This window comes from Oscillibacter sp. CAG:155, from assembly GCA_000436875.1.
Taxonomy (GTDB): domain Bacteria; phylum Bacillota; class Clostridia; order Oscillospirales; family Oscillospiraceae; genus Oscillibacter.
Genome location: FR890931.1, coordinates 1 through 18,438 on the forward strand (window position 1 = coordinate 1; position 18,438 = coordinate 18,438).

Here is an 18,438-nt window from a genome sequence, read left to right on the forward strand (position 1 = left end):
AGCCCGATCAAAGTCGAACTGCAATCCCTTATTTAGTTTTTTTGAGGTGACCGTTGTAACGCAACCTTAGGAGGCGACCGCTCTATCCAACTGAGCTACGGGGGCTTATATGAGAGGATACTTTTCTCATTTTACCCGCTTTTAAGCGGCGTGTCAATGCAAAGACAGGCTGCCGCAGAAAGCACCGGGAGCTGCCGCTTTTCGACAGCTCCCGGTGTGGGGGCCCGCCTCTTTACTCGATCACCCGCACGCGGATGACGTTGGGCAGGTGCTTGACGTCCTCGATCACATCGTCGGCTACCTTGGAGCCCAGGTCTACCATGGTATAGGCATAATCGCCCTTGGATTTGTTGCTCAGGTTTTCCACATTCACGCCGTCCTTGCTGAGGAGCGTGGTGATGTTGGCCAGCATGGCAGGCACATTTTTATGGATGATGCACATGCGCATCACGCCGCTGCGTTCCATGGAGACGCTGGGGAAGTTTACGGAGTTGCGGATATTGCCGTTTTCCAGATAATCCTTCAGTTGGTCCACTGCCATGATGGCGCAGTTCTGCTCGCTCTCCGGCGTGGAAGCGCCCAGATGGGGCATAGCCACCACATGGGGAGCACCCACCAGACGGTTGTTGGGGAAGTCGGTGACGTAGGTGGCCACCCGGCCGGTGTCCAGCGCCGCCAGCATGGCGTCATCGTCCACGATCTCACCCCGGGCCAGGTTGATGAACCGGACACCCCGCTTCATGGCGGAGATAGCCTTCTCGTCGATCATGTGGGCGGTCTTTTCCGTGTAATGGATGTGGATGGTGATATAATCTGCCCGTTTGTAAAGTTCATTGATATCCTTGACCACATGGATGTGCCGGTCCAGCCGCAGCGCCGCATCCACAGACAGGAAGGGATCGTAGCCATAGACGTCCATGCCCATGTCCAGGGCCACGTTGGCCACCAGAGAGCCGATGGCGCCCAGGCCGATGACGCCCAGCGTCTTTTTGAAAAGCTCCGGGCCTACGAAGGCGGACTTGCCCTTTTCCACAACGGTGGTGATATCCACGCCGGATTCCACCTGCTGGCGGACCCACTGAATGCCGCCGTCCACATCACGGGAGCCAATCAGCATGGCGCACAGCACCAGTTCCTTGACCGCGTTGGCGTTGGCGCCGGGGGTGTTGAACACCGCAATGCCGGACTCGGAGCAGCGGTCGATGGGGATGTTGTTGACGCCCACGCCGGCTCTGGCGATGGCCAGAAGGGAAGCGGGGAAGGGGTAATCGTGGAGCTTGGCGGAGCGGACGAGGATGCCGTTCTCGTCGGTCTCGTTGTCGGAGTAGGTGTAGTGCTCCGGCTCCAGCCGGTTCAGGCCCATGGGAGAGATCTTGTTGAATGTTTTGATGCGATACATGGCACAATGCCTCCTGGGTGGTCCCAGCGGACCACAATACTTGCGGGGGAACGTGCGGCGCTGGCGCCGCTTCACCTCGCAGCACCTTTATTATAGAAAAGGGACGGGACGGGTGCAATACGCGAAAGAGCGAAAATCCCCGGCACCGGGCGGGGATTCTTTGTGGAAAAGGCAGGCGTCCGGCAGCCACGGACACCCGTGGATAAAAAGAAACGCAAAACTTCGAAAAAACGGAAACTTTTCTATTGAAATACGCAAAAAAGCGGAATATAATATCAAAATGTATGCGAAGAAACGAGAGAAGCACTCGACGGAAGTGGCAGGGCGCAAGCCCTTGCGGCACTGCCGCATAGAAGGAGAGAAAAAGTATGCAGAATGAACACCTGAGAAACGTTGCCATTATCGCCCACGTTGACCACGGAAAAACCACCCTGGTGGACCAGATGCTCAAGCAGGGCGGCGTGTACCGGGAAGGACAGGAGACCGTGGACCGGGTCATGGACTCCGGCGATCTTGAGCGGGAGCGCGGCATCACCATCATGGCCAAGAACACCGCGATTCGGTATAAGGATGTGAAGATCAACGTCGTGGACACCCCGGGCCATGCCGACTTCGGCGGCGAGGTGGAGCGCATCCTAAAGATGGTCAACGGCGTCATTTTGCTGGTGGACGCCGCGGAGGGCCCCATGCCCCAGACCCGCTTCGTGCTGAGCAAGGCGCTGGAGCTGGGCCACCGGGTCATCGTGGTGGTCAATAAGATCGACCGTCCCGACCAGCGCATCCACGAGGTCATCGACGAGGTGCTGGAGCTGCTGATGGATCTGGACGCCACGCCTGAGCAGCTGGATTCCCCCATGCTGTTCTGCTCTGCCCGGCAGGGCATCTGCTCCTATTCCCCCGATGTGCCGGGAACGGACCTCAAGCCCCTCTTTGAGACCATCCTGGAATACATCCCTGCGCCGGAGGCGGACAAGGACGCTCCCTTCCAGATGCTGGTCAGCTCCATTGACTACAACGACTTCGTGGGCCGGATCGCCATCGGCCGCATCGAGCGGGGCACGCTGAAGCAGAACCAGGAAGTTGCTCTTTGCAATTACCACGACCCCGAGGCAGTGCTGCGCAAAGCCAAGGCCACTGCCATCTATGAGTTTGAGGGTCTGACCCGGCAGGCGGTCACCGAGTCCACCGCCGGCAACATCATCGCCATGAGCGGTATCGGTGATGTGACCATCGGCGATACCATCTGTGCACCGGACTGCGTGGAGGCACTGCCCTTCGTGAAGATCTCCCGGCCCACCCTGGAGATGACCTTCTCCGTCAACGACTCCCCCTACGCCGGCCGGGAGGGCAAGTTCGTCACCTCCCGCCAGCTGCGGGACCGTCTGTACCGGGAGACGCTGCGGGACGTGTCCCTGAAGGTCAGCGACACCGACCGGGATACCGCCTTCAACGTGGCAGGCCGGGGCGAGATGTCCCTTTCCATCCTCATCGAGACCATGCGCCGGGAAGGCTATGAGTTCCAGGTATCCCCCCCGCGGGTGCTCTACCAGGAGATCGACGGCAAGAAGTGCGAGCCCATCGAGCGTCTGGTGGTGGACGTGCCCGCCGAGAGCGTGGGCGCCGTCATCGAGAAGCTGGGCCAGCGCAAGGCCGACATGGTGGAGATGACTCCTGTGGGCGACCGGATGAAGGTGGAGTTCCTGGTGCCTGCCCGGGGCCTCTTCGGCTACCGCAACGACTTCCTCACCGACACCAAGGGCGAGGGCATTATGGCCTCCGTGTTTGACTCCTATGCGCCTTACAAGGGCGATATCCAGCGCCGGGGTATGGGCAGCCTGATCTGCTCCGAGACCGGCGAGTCCATCACCTACGGCCTCTACAATGCCCAGGAGCGGGGCACGCTCTTCATCGGCGCCGGCGTGCCGGTGTACGAGGGCATGGTCATCGGCGTGGCCAGCCGGGGCGAGGACATCACCGTCAACGCCTGCAAGAAAAAGCAGCTGACCAACACCCGTGCCTCCGGTTCCGATGACGCGCTGCGTCTGGTGCCCCCCAAGCAGATGAGCCTGGAGCAGTGCCTGGAGTTCCTGGCGGACGACGAGCTGCTGGAGGTCACTCCCAAGAGCCTGCGCATCCGCAAGGCCATTTTGAACCACGAGCAGCGGATGAAGGCCATGCACGGCAAGAAGTAAATCCTGTCACTCCCCAAATGCCCGGACAAACTGTCCGGGCATTTTTTCCACCGACGGCACGGAACATGTGGAAAAAAACTCCCGGCATTGCGGGAACTTTTCTCGCCCCCGGGCGTCTATAAAAGCAAACGGAGGATGTCTCCGAAAGACATGGGAAAGGACGAACGGATATGAAGAAACGACTGATGCGATGCCTCTCTCTTCTCCTTTGCGCAGTGCTTTTGAGTGTGCCCGCCCTGGCGGCGGAGCCGGCGGCTGCGGAGACTGCCGGGCGGGGGCCTGTCCGGGTGTGGGGTACGGTGACATGGCTGGACAATGGGGGACTGCTGGTGGAAAACTCCAATACCAGTGATCCTCTGCACGAGGTCATCCTCCATGGGGAGTCCATCATCTGCCTGGACGCCGTCACCGGGGAGCCCATGGACCTGGAGCAGATCCAGGACGGCGACACCATTTACGCCTGGGTGGGGTCTGCCATGACCATGAGCCTGCCGCCCCAGGCCACAGCGCAGGTGATCGTAGCGAACATCCCTGCGGATTACGCCGTGCCCCAGTATTATGAAATCGCCTCGGTGACGCCTCAGGCCATGATTGCCATCTATCCGCCTCCGGCCCTCACCTGGACGGAGGTCACCGCCACCGACGGCACCACGCTGCGCATCACCGATCAGGCGGAGCTGACGCCCTACCGGACCAAGAATATCGTCCGGCTGGAGGACCTGATCCCCGGAACGGGCATTCTGGTGTGGCCCGACGCCCAGGGGCAGCCGGAGCGGGTGCTGGTGTTCCCCTACGCCTACCAGGGATATGTGAGCGTGACGGAAGAGGGTTTGGTGATCGTCAACGGCGGCGTCCTGTCCCGGAAGGCCAAGGTCAGCCAGGACGGGGAGATGCTGCTGCCTGTCCGGGCGGCGGCAGAGATCCTGGGCCTGCAGGTGAAATGGGACCCGGCGCAGGGGGCTGTGGTCTCCCGGAACGGGGAAACCGTACTGACCGCCATGCCCGGCGGTACCATCCAGGGCATGGATGAGACCGGCACGGCCTATCAGGTCCCCGGTACCTGCGTTCTGGAAGCAGGGGTGACGTATCTCTCACAGACGGCACTGCTGCAGCTTTTAAACCTCTATCCTGCCGCATAAGTTTCCCGGCGCACAGCTGAGCAGCTGAGAAGAAGGCCGGACCGCATTCAGCGGTCCGGCCTTTTTTGGTTCCGGGATGCTGCGGCGGTTTACAGCGTATCCTGGACCAACTGCAAAACCTGGGTCTTGGTGAGCCCCTCGGCAGAGCGGATGGAGAAGATCAGGTTGTTCTTTGCCCAGACCGCCACCCGGATTCTGCCGTCCTGGCCTCGCCAGTGGACGGTGGTGCCGCCGGCATCCAGAGTGCCGCTTTCGGCATAGACGGTGTAGTCGCCGCTGTTGTCGCTGCTGGTGCCGTCGCCGCCCCGGCTGACCCGATAGCAGACCTCCTGCACATCATCGCTCCAGCGGATCTCCGCCATGGTGCCGGCGATATCCTGGTAGAGCGACACCTGGAAGCCTGCGGGGGCGTCGGGCACCGGGAAGTCAAAGCCCACGGCGCTGCGCAGCTGGGCAAGGGTCTCGTGCTGGTGCAGGGGATTGATGATCTGGGTGCCGCCGGTCTGGGAGATGGAGACCGTGCCGTCCGTGCCGATGGAGACGGTGCCCTCCCGGTTGCCCAGCAGCACCTGGAACAGCTCCGCCGGCACGTAGATGGTGCCGGGTTCCAGCATAGCGGGGGCGGCGCCCAGGGAGAAGGGAGCGCTCATGCCGATGGCCGTGGAGCTCACGGTCTGGTAGGTGTCCTTCCCCAGCGTCAGATCCATGTGGACCTGGCCGGTCTCCACCCGGGCGCCGGGCAGGGAGCCGTCCCAGGCCACGGTCCAGCCCAGAGCCTCGCTGACGGTCCGCAGGGGAACCATGGTCACCGCCTCCGCCCCGGAGACCGTCTTGCCGTTCACGGTGACACCGGCGGCCAGCGTGGGCAGGCACAACGAGGCGGAGAGGGCCAGCGCCAGCAAAATTGCAGAAACTCGTTTCATAATCAGCATCCTTTCTCGTGTGGATTCTATGAAATGAGACGGGGACGGGGCAAAAAAGTTCCCGCCGGGCGGAAATTTTTCCCCGCCTGCCAAAAGACGGCGGGGCGGTTGCGCGGGGAAGGACGGGCCGCTATAATGGAACCATCACAAATGAAACGGGAGGGAACTTGGATGGATACCCGCATGGAACACGACACCATGGGCACTGTGGCCGTCCCGGCGGACCGCCACTGGGGCGCCCAGACCCAGCGGAGCCTGGAGAACTTCAAAATCGGCGGTCAGCGCCAGCCCAGGGAGATCATCACCGCTTTTGCCTATTTGAAGGAGGCCTGCGCTTGGGCCAACGCATCGTGCGGCAAGCTGACGGAGGAGCAGGCCGACGCCATCGCCGCCGTGTGCGGCGAGATCCGGGCGGGGAAGTGGGAGGAGGAATTTCCCCTGGTGGTCTGGCAGACCGGCAGCGGCACCCAGACCAATATGAATGTCAACGAGGTCATTGCCCATCTGGCGGCGGAACGGGGCGTCTCCCTGCACCCCAACGACCAGGTCAACGCCTCCCAGTCCAGCAACGACACCTTTCCCTCGGCACTCCATATCGCCGCGGCCCTGGCGGTGGAGCGGGACGTGCTGCCGGCGGCGGAGCGTCTGGCGGCGGCCTTCCGAAAGCTGGAGGAGGCGTACCCGGACCTGATCCGTATCGGCCGCACCCATCTGCAGGACGCCACGCCGCTGAAATTCGCCCAGGAGGTCTCCGGCTGGCGGGAGCTGGTAGAAGCACCCTGCCGGATGCTGCGCACGGCGCTGCCGGAGCTGAGGCGCCTGGCCATCGGCGGTACCGCTGTGGGAACCGGCCTCAACGCCCCCAAGGGATTTGACGAGATGGTCTGCAAGCAGCTTCAGGAGCTGACCGGTACCGCCTTCACCCCCGATGCCAACAAGTTCCACGCCCTCACCAGCAAGGACGCCCTGGTGTTTGCCCACGGGGCCCTGAAGGCTCTGGCGGCAAACCTCATGAAGATCGCAAACGACATCCGCTGGGAGGCCAGCGGTCCCCGCTGCGGCATGGGGGAGCTGCGCATCCCGGAAAATGAGCCGGGTTCGTCCATCATGCCGGGGAAGGTGAATCCAACCCAGTGCGAAGCCGTCACCATGGTGGCGGTGCAGGTGATGGGGGCCGACGCGGCCATCGGCTTTGCCGCCAGCCAGGGGAATTTCCAGCTTAACGTATTTTTGCCGGTGTGCGCGTATAACTTCCTCCTCTCCGCCCGGCTGCTCTCGGACGCCATGGACTCCTTCCGGGTCCACTGCGCGGAGGGCATCGAGCCCAATGTGGAGCGGATGACGTACAACCTTCACAACTCGCTGATGCTGGTCACCTGCCTGACGCCCAAGATCGGATACGAGGCGGCGGCCAGGTGTGCAAAAAAGGCCCTCCAGGAGGGCACCTCCCTGAAAGAGGCGGTGGTATCCCTGGGGCTGCTGTCCCCGGCGGAGTTCGACGAGACGGTGCGGCCGGAAAAGATGGTGTGACCCAAGTGCCCGGGGCGTTTTGCCGTCCCGGGCATCATTTTGCGCCCCGGGCGGCTGAGACGCATATTTCCCCGAAGACCATTCTGAGTGGCCCCGCTGTCGCCTACCGGAAATTCCCCGACGCCCTTCTGAAACTATATGCACGAATATTGAATATAATGTGCATATATGCGGAATTACGGCGAATATATGACAATCTATGCAAAAATGCCCACAAAATGGAAGAAATGTTGTGCAACATCCTAGTTGCATATTTATGCACGTAAGGCGTATAATTCAAACATCATCAAACAACAAATGCTTCTGGGAGGTACATACCATGGCGAAGAATAAAAAGGACATCAAGAAGATCGTGCTGGCTTACTCCGGCGGCCTGGACACGTCCATCATCATCCCCTGGCTGAAGGAGAACTATGGCAACCCCGAGATCATCGCCGTGGCCGGCAACGTGGGCCAGAACGACGAGCTGGAGGGCCTGGAGGAGAAGGCCATCAAGACCGGCGCCTCCAAGCTGTACGTGGCGGACCTGGTGGACGAGATGGTGGACGACGTCATCATCCCCTCCATGATGATGGGCGCCAAGTACGAGGAGTACCTGCTGGGCACCGCCTTTGCCCGGCCCGTCATTGCCAAGAAGCTGGTGGAGATCGCCAAGGCCGAAGGCGCCGACGCCATCGCCCACGGCTGCACCGGCAAGGGCAACGACCAGGTGCGCTTCGAGCTGACCATCAAGCGCTTCGCTCCCGAGATGACCATCATCGCTCCCTGGAGAGAGTGGGACATCAAAGGCCGTGACGAGGAGATCGACTACGCCGAGGCCCACCACGTCCCCCTGAAGATCTCCCGGGAGACCAACTACTCCAAGGACAAGAACCTCTGGCACCTCTCTCACGAGGGCCTGGACCTGGAGGACCCCGCCAACGAGCCCCAGTACGACAAGCCCGGCTTCCTGGAGATGGGGGTCTCCCCGGCCATGGCCCCCGACAAGGCCACCTATGTGACGCTGGACTTTGAGAAGGGCTGGCCCGTGGCCATCGACGGCGAGAAGATGAAGGCCAGCGCCATTATCGAAAAGCTCAATGCCTTGGGCGGTGCCAACGGCATCGGATTGCTGGACATCGTGGAAAACCGGCTGGTGGGCATGAAGGACCGGGGCGTCTATGAGACCCCGGGCGGCACCATCCTCTACAAGGCCCACGAGGTCCTGGAGATGATCACCGTGGACAAGGACACCAAGCACATGAAGAGCAAGCTGGCGGTGGACTTCGCCGACCTGGTGTACAACGGCAAGTGGTTTACCCCCCTGCGGGAGGCCCTCACGGCCTTCGCCCTGGAGACTCAGAAGCACGTCACCGGCACGGTGAAGCTCAAGCTCTACAAGGGCAACATCATCACCGCCTCCGTCACCTCTCCCGAGTCTCTGTACTCCGAGAAACTGGTGACTTTCAACGAGAGCGACTATGACCAGACCAACGCCACCGGCTTCATCAACCTCTGGGGCCTGCCCGACACCGTGCTGGCTCTGCGGGAGGAAGGAAAGCTGTAAGAAAGTTCGAAGGGGGATTTCATCCCCCCTCGACCTCCCCCCCCACACCAGTGACCAATGTCACTGGTGTGCGCGCCCCAGAGGCGCGCGGGTCGGGGTATTTTCGGCAGGTACACGCCCCGCCGAAAATGATTCCATTCCGCCGCTCCGGCGGCGGAAGAGAAAAACCAACAGAACAACCATACGACCACGGGAGCGGGGCGGAGAGGGATCTTCGTCCCGCCTCCTGGATGAAAGGACACTGCTATGAAACTCTGGTCCGGGCGGTTCGGCAAGGATACCGACGCCCTTGTTAACGACTTCAACGCCTCCATCCAGTTCGATCAGCGGCTCTACAAGGAGGACATCACCGGCTCCATCGCCCACGCCAAGATGCTGGGGGCCACGGGCATCATCTCCGCCGCCGACGCGGAGGCCATCGTACAGGGCCTCCAGTCCATCCTGGCGGACATCGAGGCGGGGAAGGTGGAATTCACCGCCGACAACGAGGATATCCACATGAATGTGGAGGCCCTCCTCACCGCCCGCATCGGGGACGCGGGAAAGCGCCTCCACACCGGCCGCTCCCGGAACGACCAAGTGGCGTTGGACTTCCGGATGTACGTCCGGGAGCAGATCCCCGTCATCGTGGAGCAGCTCCTGGAGCTGGAGGCGGTGCTCTGCCGCCAGGCCAGGAAGTACCAGACCGCCGTCATGCCCGGCTACACCCATCTCCAGCGGGCCCAACCCATCTCCTTTGCCCAGCACCTCATGGCCTACGCGGCGATGCTGGGCCGGGACGTCACCCGGCTGGAGGACTGCGGCAAGCGGCTGAACCTCTGTCCCCTGGGCTCCGGCGCCCTGGCGGGCACCACCTATCCCATCGACCGCTTTATGACCGCCAAGAGCCTGGGCTTTGACGGCCCCATGGGCAACTCCCTGGACGGCGTCTCCGACCGGGACTACGCCCTGGAGTTTTTGAGCGCATTGTCCGTTCTCATGATGCATCTCTCCCGCTTTTCCGAGGAAGTCATCCTCTGGTGCAGCTGGGAGTTCAAGTTCATCGAGCTGGACGACGCCTACGCCACCGGCTCCTCCATCATGCCCCAGAAGAAGAACCCGGACGTTGCGGAGCTGGTGCGGGGCAAGACGGGAAGAGTCTACGGCGACCTCATGAGCCTCCTCACCGCCATGAAGGGCCTGCCCCTTGCCTACAACAAGGATATGCAGGAGGACAAGGAGCCGGTGTTCGACGCAGTGGACACCGTGGAGATGTGCCTGCCGGTTTTCGCCGCCATGCTGGACACCATGACCGTCCGCACTGACAATATGCGCAAGGCGGCGGGCCACGGCTTTATCAACGCCACAGACTGCGCCGACTACCTGACCAAAAAGGGCATGCCCTTCCGGGATGCCTACACCGTCACCGGCCATCTGGTTGCCCAGTGCACGGCGGCGGGGAAGACGCTGGAGGAGCTGACCCTCCCGGAGCTCAAAGCCGCCTCCGACCTCTTTGAAGCGGACGTCTACGACGCGCTGAACCTGGAGAACTGCATGGCTCTGCGGGCAAGCTACGGCGGGCCCCCCGGGGGGGGGGCCCCCCCCCCGATATGGCGGAGACCGCCCGCCAGATCGCGGAGATGGAGGCCTTCATCCAGGCCCATACCAAATAAAAAGGGAGATGTTCCCATTGAAACCCAAGGTTTATATCGACGGTAAGGAGGGCACCACCGGCCTCCAGATCTATGACCGCCTGGCAAAGCGGGAGGACCTTACCCTGCTCCTCATCAACGAGGACAAGCGCAAGGACCCCGCCGAGCGCAAAAAGCTCATGGACGCCTCGGACATTGTCTTTTTGTGCCTGCCGGACGCGGCGGCTATTGAGGCGGTAGAGCTGGTGGAAAATCCCAACACCGCCATCATCGACGCCTCCACCGCCCACCGTACCGCCCCCGGCTGGGTCTACGGCTTCCCGGAGCTGAAAGCCGGGCAGCGCCAGGCCATCGCAACGGCCAAGCGGGTGGCCAACCCCGGCTGCCACGCCACGGGCTTTATCTCCGTGGTGTACCCGTTGGTGGCGGCGGGACTGCTGCCGCCTGACGCGGACCTTTCCTGCTTTTCCCTCACCGGCTACTCCGGCGGCGGCAAGAAGATGATCGCCCAGTACGAGGCGGCGGACCGCCCGGCGGAGCTGGCAAGCCCCTGCCCCTACGGTCTGGGCCAGACCCACAAGCACCTGCCGGAAATGCAGACCATCTGCGGATTGACGAAGCCGCCGGTGTTCGTCCCGGTGGTGGACGATTACTACAAGGGCATGGCCACCACCGTCATGCTCCACACCAGTCAGCTCAAGGGCGTCACCTCTCTGCACCAGGTTTGGGAGACCTACGCCGCCCACTACGCGGGGCAGCGGATGGTGCAGGTGGCTCCGGAGGGGGCCGCCAAGCTGTACGCCGGTGTGAAGGCGGGAGACAACGACCTCACCATCGTGGTGGCAGGCAACGACCAAGCGTTCACCGTCACCGCCCTTTTTGACAATCTGGGCAAGGGGGCCTCCGGCGCAGCCGTTCAGAATATGAACATCATGTTAGGCTTGGAGGAAACCACCAGTCTGGTATGAACCCGGCAGGCAGCGCCGGAGGCCCCTTTGGGGCCGTGGGAATGTCAGCTGCCCTCGCCCCTAAAGGGGCAACCGGGCGGGATGACAAATCCGGCGCCGCGGTGCAAAACATGAACATTATGCTGGGGTTCCCGGAGACTACCAGCCTGGTCTGATTCCGGCGGCGTTGGCCGCCGGCTGAGAAAGAAGGAGAAAACGTATGCTCAAGTATATCGAAGGCGGCGTCTGCGCCGCCCAGGGCTTCCGGGCCGCAGGCATCCATGTGGGCGTCAAGACCCACGCCGCCTGGAAAAAGGACGTGGCCCTCATCGTCTCCGACGTGGACTGCGCGGCGGCGGCCATGTTCACCACCAACGTGGTGAAGGCCGCTCCCATCCACGTGGACCGCAAGCACCTGGCGGACGGCAAGGCCCGGGCCATCGTGGCCAACAGCGGCAACGCCAACGCCTGCGCTCCCCAGGGGGAGGAAAACGCCATCAAGATGTGTGCGGCGGCGGCCAAGGCCATTGGCTGCCCGCCGGAGGACGTGCTGGTCTCCTCTACCGGCGTCATCGGCCAGACGTTGAAGGTCCAGGTGATCGAGGAAGGCATGCCGGCGCTGTATGAGGCGCTGGAGCACTCCGTGGAGGCCAGCGACGCCGCAGCCCACGCTATCATGACCACCGACACCGTGAAAAAGGAAGTGGCCGTGGAGACTGTCATCGGCGGAAAGACCGTCCGCATGGGCGGCATCGCCAAGGGCTCCGGCATGATCCATCCCAATATGGGCACCATGCTCTGCTTCCTCACCACCGACTGCGCCATTTCTCCGGTCATGATCCGCGCCGCGCTGAAGGAAGTGGTGTCCAAAACCTTCAACCGCATCAGCGTGGACGGCGACACCTCCACCAATGACTCCTGCATCGTCCTGGCCAACGGCCTGGCGGGCAACGCGGAGATCACGGAGCAGGGGGCGGATTACCAGGCCTTCACGGAGGCGCTGATGACCCTGTGCACGGAGCTGGCCCGGAAGATGGCCGCCGACGGCGAGGGCGCCAAGCACCTCATCACCTGCACCGTCACCGGCGCGGTGGACGAAAAGACCGCCGAGACCGTGGCCCGTTCCGTTATCTCCTCTACCCTCACCAAGGCCGCTATCTTCGGCGCCGACGCCAACTGGGGCCGGGTGCTGTGCGCCATGGGCTACTCCGGGGCGGAGTTTGACCCGGAGGCCGTGGACGTGGCCTTTGCCAGCGCGGCGGGGGAGATCGCCGTGTGCGAGCAGGGACGGGGCCTGTCCTTTGATGAGGACCTGGCCAAGAAGATCCTGACAGAGCACGACGTGGAGATCCGCATCTCCATGGGCGCCGGTCCGGGAGCGGCCACCTGCTGGGGCTGCGACATCACCTACGATTACATCAAGATCAACGGGGACTACCGCACCTGACGGCCCGTCCCATTCTCTACACCACAGAAGGAGCTGATTCCCATGTCCTCCCATGCGCAGCAGGCCCAGACCCTGGTGGAGGCCCTGCCCTATATTCAAAAATTCACCGGCAAAACCATCGTCATCAAATACGGCGGCAACGCCATGATCTCTGACGAGCTCCGCAAGGCCGTCATGAGCGACATCATCCTCTTGTCCCTGGTGGGCATCCGGGTGGTGGTGGTCCACGGCGGCGGACCGGAGATCTCTGCCATGCTCAAGAAGATTGGCCACGAGTCCCACTTTGTGGACGGCCTGCGCTACACCGACGAGGAGACCATGGACGTGGTCCAGAGTGTGCTGTGCGGCAAGGTCAACAAGAATCTGGTGGCCCAGCTGAACCGCCTGGGCGGGCAGGCCATCGGCCTTTGCGGCATGGACGGCGCCATGTTCCAGGCCGAGCAGCTGGACGCAAAGTACGGCCTGGTGGGCAAAATCACCGGCGTGAACCCGGAGCCGGTGGAAAACGCCCTGATGACAGGCTACATCCCGGTGGTGTCCACCGTGGCCCAGGGCGTGGACGCCGACACCGCCTATAACATCAACGCCGACACCGCCGCCGCCAAGCTGGCGGAGGCTCTGGGGGCGGAAAAGCTGATTCTCCTGACGGACGTCCGGGGCCTTCTGAGGGACCCCAAGGACGAGGAGACCCTCATCCACGTGCTGCATACCTACGACGTGCCGGGCCTGATCGCCCAAGGCGTCATCTCTGGGGGCATGATCCCCAAGATGGAGTGCAGCGTGGAGGCCATCAACGGCGGCGTGGAGCGGGTCCACATCCTGGACGGCCGCATCCCCCATTCCATTCTCATCGAGCTGCTCTCAGACCGCGGCATCGGAACCATGCTCAAAAAGGAGGACGACGCATGACCAGCAAAGAGATTATGGCCCTGACGGACCAGTACATCATGCATACCTACGGCCGCTTCCCGGTGGCCATCGACCACGGTGAGGGTGCCACCCTCTACGACCCGGAGGGCAACGCCTACATCGACTTCACCAGCGGTATCGGCGTTACTGACCTGGGCTACGGCAACACCGCCTGGGCGGATGCCATCGCCGCCCAGGCCAGGAAGCTGGGGCACGTATCCAACCTTTTCTACACCGAGCCCGCCGCCCGCCTTGCCGAGATCCTCTGCAAGCGCACCGGCGAGAGCTGCGTCTTCTTCGCCAACGGCGGCGGTGAAGCCAACGAGGGCATGATCAAGCTGGCCCGGAAGTACAGCTTTGACAAGTACGGCAAGGACCGTGCCACCATCATCACGCTGAACAACTCCTTCCACGGCCGCACCATCACCACGCTGATGGCCACCGGTCAGGAGGTGTTCCACAATTACTTCTTCCCCTTCACCGAGGGCTTCCGTTATGCCGATGCCAATGACCTGGACTCCCTGGAGGACGCCGCGGGCAGCGATGTGTGCGCCGTGATGATGGAACTGGTCCAGGGCGAGGGCGGCGTACTGCCGCTGGACAAGGAGTATGTCCAGGCGGTGGCGAAGATCTGCGCCGAGCGGGACTGGCTGCTGCTGGTGGACGAGGTGCAGACCGGCGTGGGCCGGACCGGCAGCCTTTTTGCCTTCCAGCAGTACGGCGTTTTGCCGGACGTGGTGTCCTTCGCCAAGGGCATCGCCGGCGGGTTGCCCATGAGCGGCATCCTGGCCAACGAGAAGTGCCGGGACGTCCTGGGTCCCGGGATGCACGCCACCACCTTCGGCGCCAACCCTGTCTGCGCCGCTGCGGGATTGGTGGTGCAGGAGACCCTCTCCGACGCGTTTTTGCAGGAGGTCAACGCCAAGGGCGAGTACCTGCGCAGCTCCATTGAGGCGTTGGACCTGCCCTGCTTCGGAGAGACCCGGGGCCTGGGACTCATGATCGGCATCGAGGTCAAAGACGGCTACACCAACAAGGCAATTGCAAACAAGCTCATTGAAAACGGACTTCTGGTCCTCACCGCCGGGCCCGGCATGCGGCTGCTGCCGCCGCTGGTGATCTCCAAGGAGGAGATGGACCGTGGACTTGCCATCATGAAAAAGGTCCTGGGCTGAGCAAAAAAGAAACATGCTCTTCTCCTGCGCCGCAGGGGCGGCCGGACACCGCCCCTGCGGCACTGACACTAACAATAACACTTACACTTACCATAACACTTACACTTACACTAACGGCTAAATTTTGCAAAATCCTGCCGGGAGTTGTACACTGGTGTGCAACCAAATCTAACGAAGTGAGGACGACCTATGGAAAACCATACCCATTTTTTGAAGCTCCTGGACTTTACCCCTGCTGAGATCGGGCAGTTCCTGGACACCGCCGCAGAATTGAAGGCCAAGAAGAAGGCCGGCATCCCCCACCGCTATCTGGAGGGGAAAAACGTGGCGCTGATTTTTGAAAAGACCTCCACCCGTACCCGCTGCGCCTTTGAGGTGGCCGCCCAGGATCTGGGCATGGGGTCCACCTACCTGGGGCCCACCGGCTCCCAGATCGGCGTGAAGGAGTCCATCGCCGATACCGCCCGGGTGCTGGGCCGGATGTTTGACGGCATCGAGTACCGGGGCTACGGCCAGGACATCGTGGAGGAGCTGGCCAAGTACGCCGGCGTGCCGGTGTTCAACGGTCTGACCAACGAGTTCCATCCCACCCAGATCCTGGCGGACTTCCTCACCATCCGGGAGCACTTCGGCAAGCTCCAGGGCGTGAAGCTGGTGTATCTGGGCGACGCCCGGTACAACATGGGCAACAGTCTCATGGTAGGCTGCGCCAAGATGGGCATGCACTTCGTGGCCTGCGCTCCCAAGGCCTATATGCCGGATCAGGCCCTCATCGATACCTGTCAGGCCATCGCCAAGGAGACCGGCGCCGTGCTGGAGTTCATTGAGGACCCCATGATCGCCACCAAGGGCGCCGACGTGCTCTACACCGACGTGTGGGTCTCCATGGGCGAGCCGGTGGAGGTCTGGGCGGAGCGCATCCAGGCCCTGGCCCCTTACCAGGTGACCAAGGCCCTCATGGACAACGCCGGTCCCCAGTGCAAGTTCATGCACTGCCTGCCCGCCTACCACGACCACAAGACCAAGGTGGGCAAGGAGATGGGCGAGAAGTTCGGCCGGGAGGCTATGGAGGTCACCGACGAGGTGTTCGAGTCCCCTGCCTCCATCGTCTTTGACGAGGCGGAAAACCGGATGCACACCATCAAGGCCGTCATGTACGAACTGATGAAGTAAAAACTCAAAAAATCAGCGCCAGCCCATCCGGGCTGGCGCTGCTTTTTGGGGGAAGATTCACCCCTCGTCCGGGACATAGACGATCACATCCTCCACACCGCATTCCAGAATAAAGCACAGTGTGTCCAGGGTTTTCAGGGTAATGGTTTCTCCGTGCTTCATCCGGTAGAGGATGTAGGACGAAAAGCCATGCTTGTAAATCAGCTGATACTCGGTCATTCCCCGTTCCTTCAGGGTGCGGTAAAACGGCTCGTACGAGATCATGACATCACCTCTGTACCACCGTATCATGCTCAAATCATTGACTATTACCAATATATTGAGTATAATGAGAGCAACCTGTTCGTGGAAAACAAGAGGAGATGCAGAAAATGAAGGAAAAACTGAAAAATTGCCCGGTTTGCGGCAAGGAGATGGCTGCGGGGGCCAAAGTTTGCCCGTCCTGCGGGGCGAAGAACAAGAAGCCGATTTACCGCCGCTGGTGGTTCTGGGTTCTGGTGGTGCTGGTGATCGCCGCAGTAGGGTCCGCCATGGGCGGTGAGGACAACGGCGGAACAGACGCCCCTCAGCAGACCCAGCAGGAGCCCGCCGATACGCCGGAGAGCGGTACCGACCAGGCGGAGAAACCCGCCGTGACCTACACGGCCTATTCCGTGGGGCAGCTGATGGACGACCTGGACAGCAACGCCCTCAAGGCGGAGAGCACCTATCAGGACCAGTATGTGGAGCTGACTGGACGGCTGAACGTCATCGACAGCGACGGAAACTATATCTCCATCGTGCCGCAGGATGACCCTTACGCCATTCAGGGCGTGCAGTGCTACCTGCAGACGGAGGAGCAGCGCCAGCAGGTGCTGGACATGCAGATCGACCAGGTCATCACGGTGCGGGGGCAGATCACCAGCGTGGGCGAAGTCCTGGGATATGCGCTGGACGTGGATGACTTCGGCGCATAAGAGAGCATGAAAAAAGAAGGACCCAGACGGGTCCTTCTTTTTATATAGTTTCAGGGTTTACGATACCAGAGGGGCGATGCTCTGGCCCGGCTGCCAGGTGTTCCGGGCCTCCGCTGAGACGGCGCAGTCGGAAAACATCCCGTTTTGATTTCGGAAGGCGTCCAGAACGTACCAGAGCGTGTCGCCGTGGTCGTCCTGAATCCGGAGGGTGGACACCAGGGTGTCGCCGGGGGAGAGATCGAAGGAGGCCCGGTCCACGACGGGGTTGTTCCGCTCCACCTGATGGGTCTCCTGCCATTGGGACAGCGCGTCCGACAGGGGGAGGACCAGCTCCGGCACCGCAGAGTCGTTCCGGTAGAAGCAGAGGTCCAGCCCGATAGGGGTGGGGGCGGCAAAGGTGGCGGGCCAGTCGATCCAACTGTTGGGAGAGCCATGAATGGTGAAGCGCAGCTCCTTCAGATCCACATAGAGGGGATCCAAGCCGGAGTGGGAGACGTCCCCCCAGCTGCCCGACACGTCCAGCCGGAAATCCTCCGGCCGGCAGGCATTCGACAATGCGGCCAGCGGGCGGCTGACGGAGGTTCCCGCCGTGGTCAGGGCGGCGGAAAGGGAGATCTCCCCATCCATCGGCAGCTCCCAATCCTGGACGGAGAAGGTGCCTGCCTGCTGGAGCGCCTCTGCCCGGAACTGCCGTCCGTCGGACAAAACGGCGGTGAAGGCACCGGTGGTCCCCTCGTCCCAGGTCTTGGCCTGGGCGCTGATCTGTAGCTTCAGTGTCTCTTCCGACAGATCGTAGTCTGTGACCTGTATGACAAAATCGTGGAAAATAGTATCCTTTTCATCTAATATATCAGAAAATTTCCCTGCCGCAGACTGGATCTTCTGCTCCACGGCATACTGAGTCGCCTCCAGCTCCCGTCGGGTGCTTTGCAGCTGGCTCCACAAAAGAATGCCGCCCAGAAGGCCCCCCAGGACCAGTACGATGCCGGCTGCGCCCGCGGCGATCTTCCACCGGCGGCTCCGCCGGGACTGGACCGCCAGATACTTCTCGGCGATGGCCTCCGCCGCCGCCAGCTCCCGGTCCGTCAGCTCATGGGTGGGGGTAGTAGGGACGGCCTCCGCAACCGCATCCGGAGCGCCGTCCTCCGGCCTGCCTTTGCCGGGTGCCGCCGCCGAACCGGCGGGTGGCTCCACCCCCAGCAGCGCGCCGATGGTGACGCCGAAGATCCGGCTCATGGCGATGAGATTTTCCAGCTCCGGCACGGCGGCGTCGGCCTCCCACTTGCTGACCGCCTGCCGGGAGACGCCCAGCCGTTCCCCCAGGGCCTCCTGGGAGAGTCCGGCAGCCTTGCGGCCCGTCTGGATGCGGCCGCCCAGCGTATCCCGTTTTTCCATGCGCATCCCCTCCTTTGCCCTCAGTATCGCAGAGGGCGGCCGAACCCGCCACCACCGGCGGGGTTCCCTTTGTCAA

The 18,438-nt window shown here is 62.3% G+C and carries 16 protein-coding genes; 12 read left to right on the forward strand and 4 right to left on the reverse strand.

The genetic code is table 11. From position 1 onward, the window contains the following. Positions 1-232: 232 nt before the first annotated feature. Positions 233-1,399 (reverse strand): phosphoglycerate dehydrogenase, encoded by a 1,167-nt coding sequence (locus QZL67_RS07035; protein ID WP_022290031.1) that lies wholly within the window; start codon positions 1,397-1,399, stop codon positions 233-235. A gap of 112 nt (positions 1,400-1,511) precedes the next feature. On the opposite strand from QZL67_RS07035, the gene QZL67_RS07040 reads away from it, so the two are divergent. The 3 genes from QZL67_RS07040 (at position 1,512) to QZL67_RS07050 (ending at position 4,730) form a co-directional block, all read left to right on the forward strand. Beyond that, the gene (locus QZL67_RS07040; protein ID WP_292920062.1) at positions 1,512-1,778 is read left to right on the forward strand and encodes a hypothetical protein; all 267 of its coding nucleotides are present in this window, start codon (positions 1,512-1,514) and stop codon (positions 1,776-1,778) included. Continuing rightward, positions 1,768-3,591, forward strand: a complete 1,824-nt coding sequence (gene typA, locus QZL67_RS07045) for a translational GTPase TypA (RefSeq protein ID WP_022290032.1) — start codon at positions 1,768-1,770, stop codon at positions 3,589-3,591. Before QZL67_RS07040 ends, typA begins: the two co-directional genes overlap by 11 nt. 170 nt (positions 3,592-3,761) lie before the next feature. Then, positions 3,762-4,730 (forward strand): stalk domain-containing protein, encoded by a 969-nt coding sequence (locus QZL67_RS07050; protein WP_022290033.1) that lies wholly within the window; start codon positions 3,762-3,764, stop codon positions 4,728-4,730. 89 nt (positions 4,731-4,819) lie between these two features. On the opposite strand, the gene QZL67_RS07055 is transcribed toward QZL67_RS07050, so the two are convergent. Then, positions 4,820-5,653: a copper amine oxidase N-terminal domain-containing protein gene (locus QZL67_RS07055; protein WP_022290034.1), complete on the reverse strand. Its 834-nt coding sequence runs from the start codon at positions 5,651-5,653 to the stop codon at positions 4,820-4,822. 171 nt (positions 5,654-5,824) lie between these two features. Between QZL67_RS07055 and fumC the strand changes: the two genes are divergently transcribed. The 8 genes from fumC to argF all read left to right on the forward strand — a co-directional run bounded on the left by fumC (position 5,825) and on the right by argF (position 16,011). After that, a complete protein-coding gene (fumC, locus tag QZL67_RS07060; RefSeq protein ID WP_022290035.1) occupies positions 5,825-7,183 on the forward strand; it encodes a class II fumarate hydratase in 1,359 nt (452 codons plus the stop codon). A gap of 319 nt (positions 7,184-7,502) precedes the next feature. Beyond that, entirely contained in the window at positions 7,503-8,729 is a 1,227-nt protein-coding gene (locus tag QZL67_RS07065; protein WP_022290036.1) for an argininosuccinate synthase, read from the forward strand. A gap of 246 nt (positions 8,730-8,975) precedes the next feature. Continuing rightward, positions 8,976-10,427, forward strand: coding sequence for an argininosuccinate lyase (gene argH / locus QZL67_RS07070; RefSeq protein WP_022290037.1), 1,452 nt, complete (start codon positions 8,976-8,978; stop codon positions 10,425-10,427). Next, positions 10,399-11,328, forward strand: coding sequence for an N-acetyl-gamma-glutamyl-phosphate reductase (gene argC / locus QZL67_RS07075; protein ID WP_022290038.1), 930 nt, complete (start codon positions 10,399-10,401; stop codon positions 11,326-11,328). Before argH ends, argC begins: the two co-directional genes overlap by 29 nt. A gap of 199 nt (positions 11,329-11,527) precedes the next feature. Further along, positions 11,528-12,754, forward strand: coding sequence for a bifunctional ornithine acetyltransferase/N-acetylglutamate synthase (argJ, locus tag QZL67_RS07080; RefSeq protein WP_022290040.1), 1,227 nt, complete (start codon positions 11,528-11,530; stop codon positions 12,752-12,754). Between the two features lie 42 nt (positions 12,755-12,796). Further along, positions 12,797-13,663 (forward strand): acetylglutamate kinase, encoded by an 867-nt coding sequence (gene argB, locus QZL67_RS07085; RefSeq protein WP_022290041.1) that lies wholly within the window; start codon positions 12,797-12,799, stop codon positions 13,661-13,663. Beyond that, entirely contained in the window at positions 13,660-14,838 is a 1,179-nt protein-coding gene (locus tag QZL67_RS07090; RefSeq protein ID WP_022290042.1) for an aspartate aminotransferase family protein, read from the forward strand. The genes argB and QZL67_RS07090 overlap by 4 nt, the downstream gene beginning before the upstream one ends. Before the next feature lie 189 nt (positions 14,839-15,027). Continuing rightward, positions 15,028-16,011, forward strand: a complete 984-nt coding sequence (argF, locus tag QZL67_RS07095) for an ornithine carbamoyltransferase (RefSeq protein ID WP_022290043.1) — start codon at positions 15,028-15,030, stop codon at positions 16,009-16,011. A gap of 57 nt (positions 16,012-16,068) precedes the next feature. Here the strand turns inward: argF and QZL67_RS07100 are convergent, their stop codons facing one another. Next, complete coding sequence (locus tag QZL67_RS07100; RefSeq protein ID WP_022290044.1) at positions 16,069-16,275, reverse strand: helix-turn-helix transcriptional regulator; 207 nt, start codon at positions 16,273-16,275, stop codon at positions 16,069-16,071. A gap of 107 nt (positions 16,276-16,382) precedes the next feature. Here QZL67_RS07100 and QZL67_RS07105 point away from each other — a divergent pair, with 107 nt between their 5' ends. Then, positions 16,383-16,967, forward strand: a complete 585-nt coding sequence (locus tag QZL67_RS07105) for a zinc-ribbon domain-containing protein (protein WP_022290045.1) — start codon at positions 16,383-16,385, stop codon at positions 16,965-16,967. 57 nt (positions 16,968-17,024) lie between these two features. On the opposite strand, the gene QZL67_RS07110 is transcribed toward QZL67_RS07105, so the two are convergent. Continuing rightward, on the reverse strand, positions 17,025-18,362 hold the full coding sequence (locus QZL67_RS07110) for a helix-turn-helix domain-containing protein (RefSeq protein WP_022290046.1): 1,338 nt from the start codon (positions 18,360-18,362) through the stop codon (positions 17,025-17,027). Positions 18,363-18,438 lie beyond the last annotated feature (76 nt).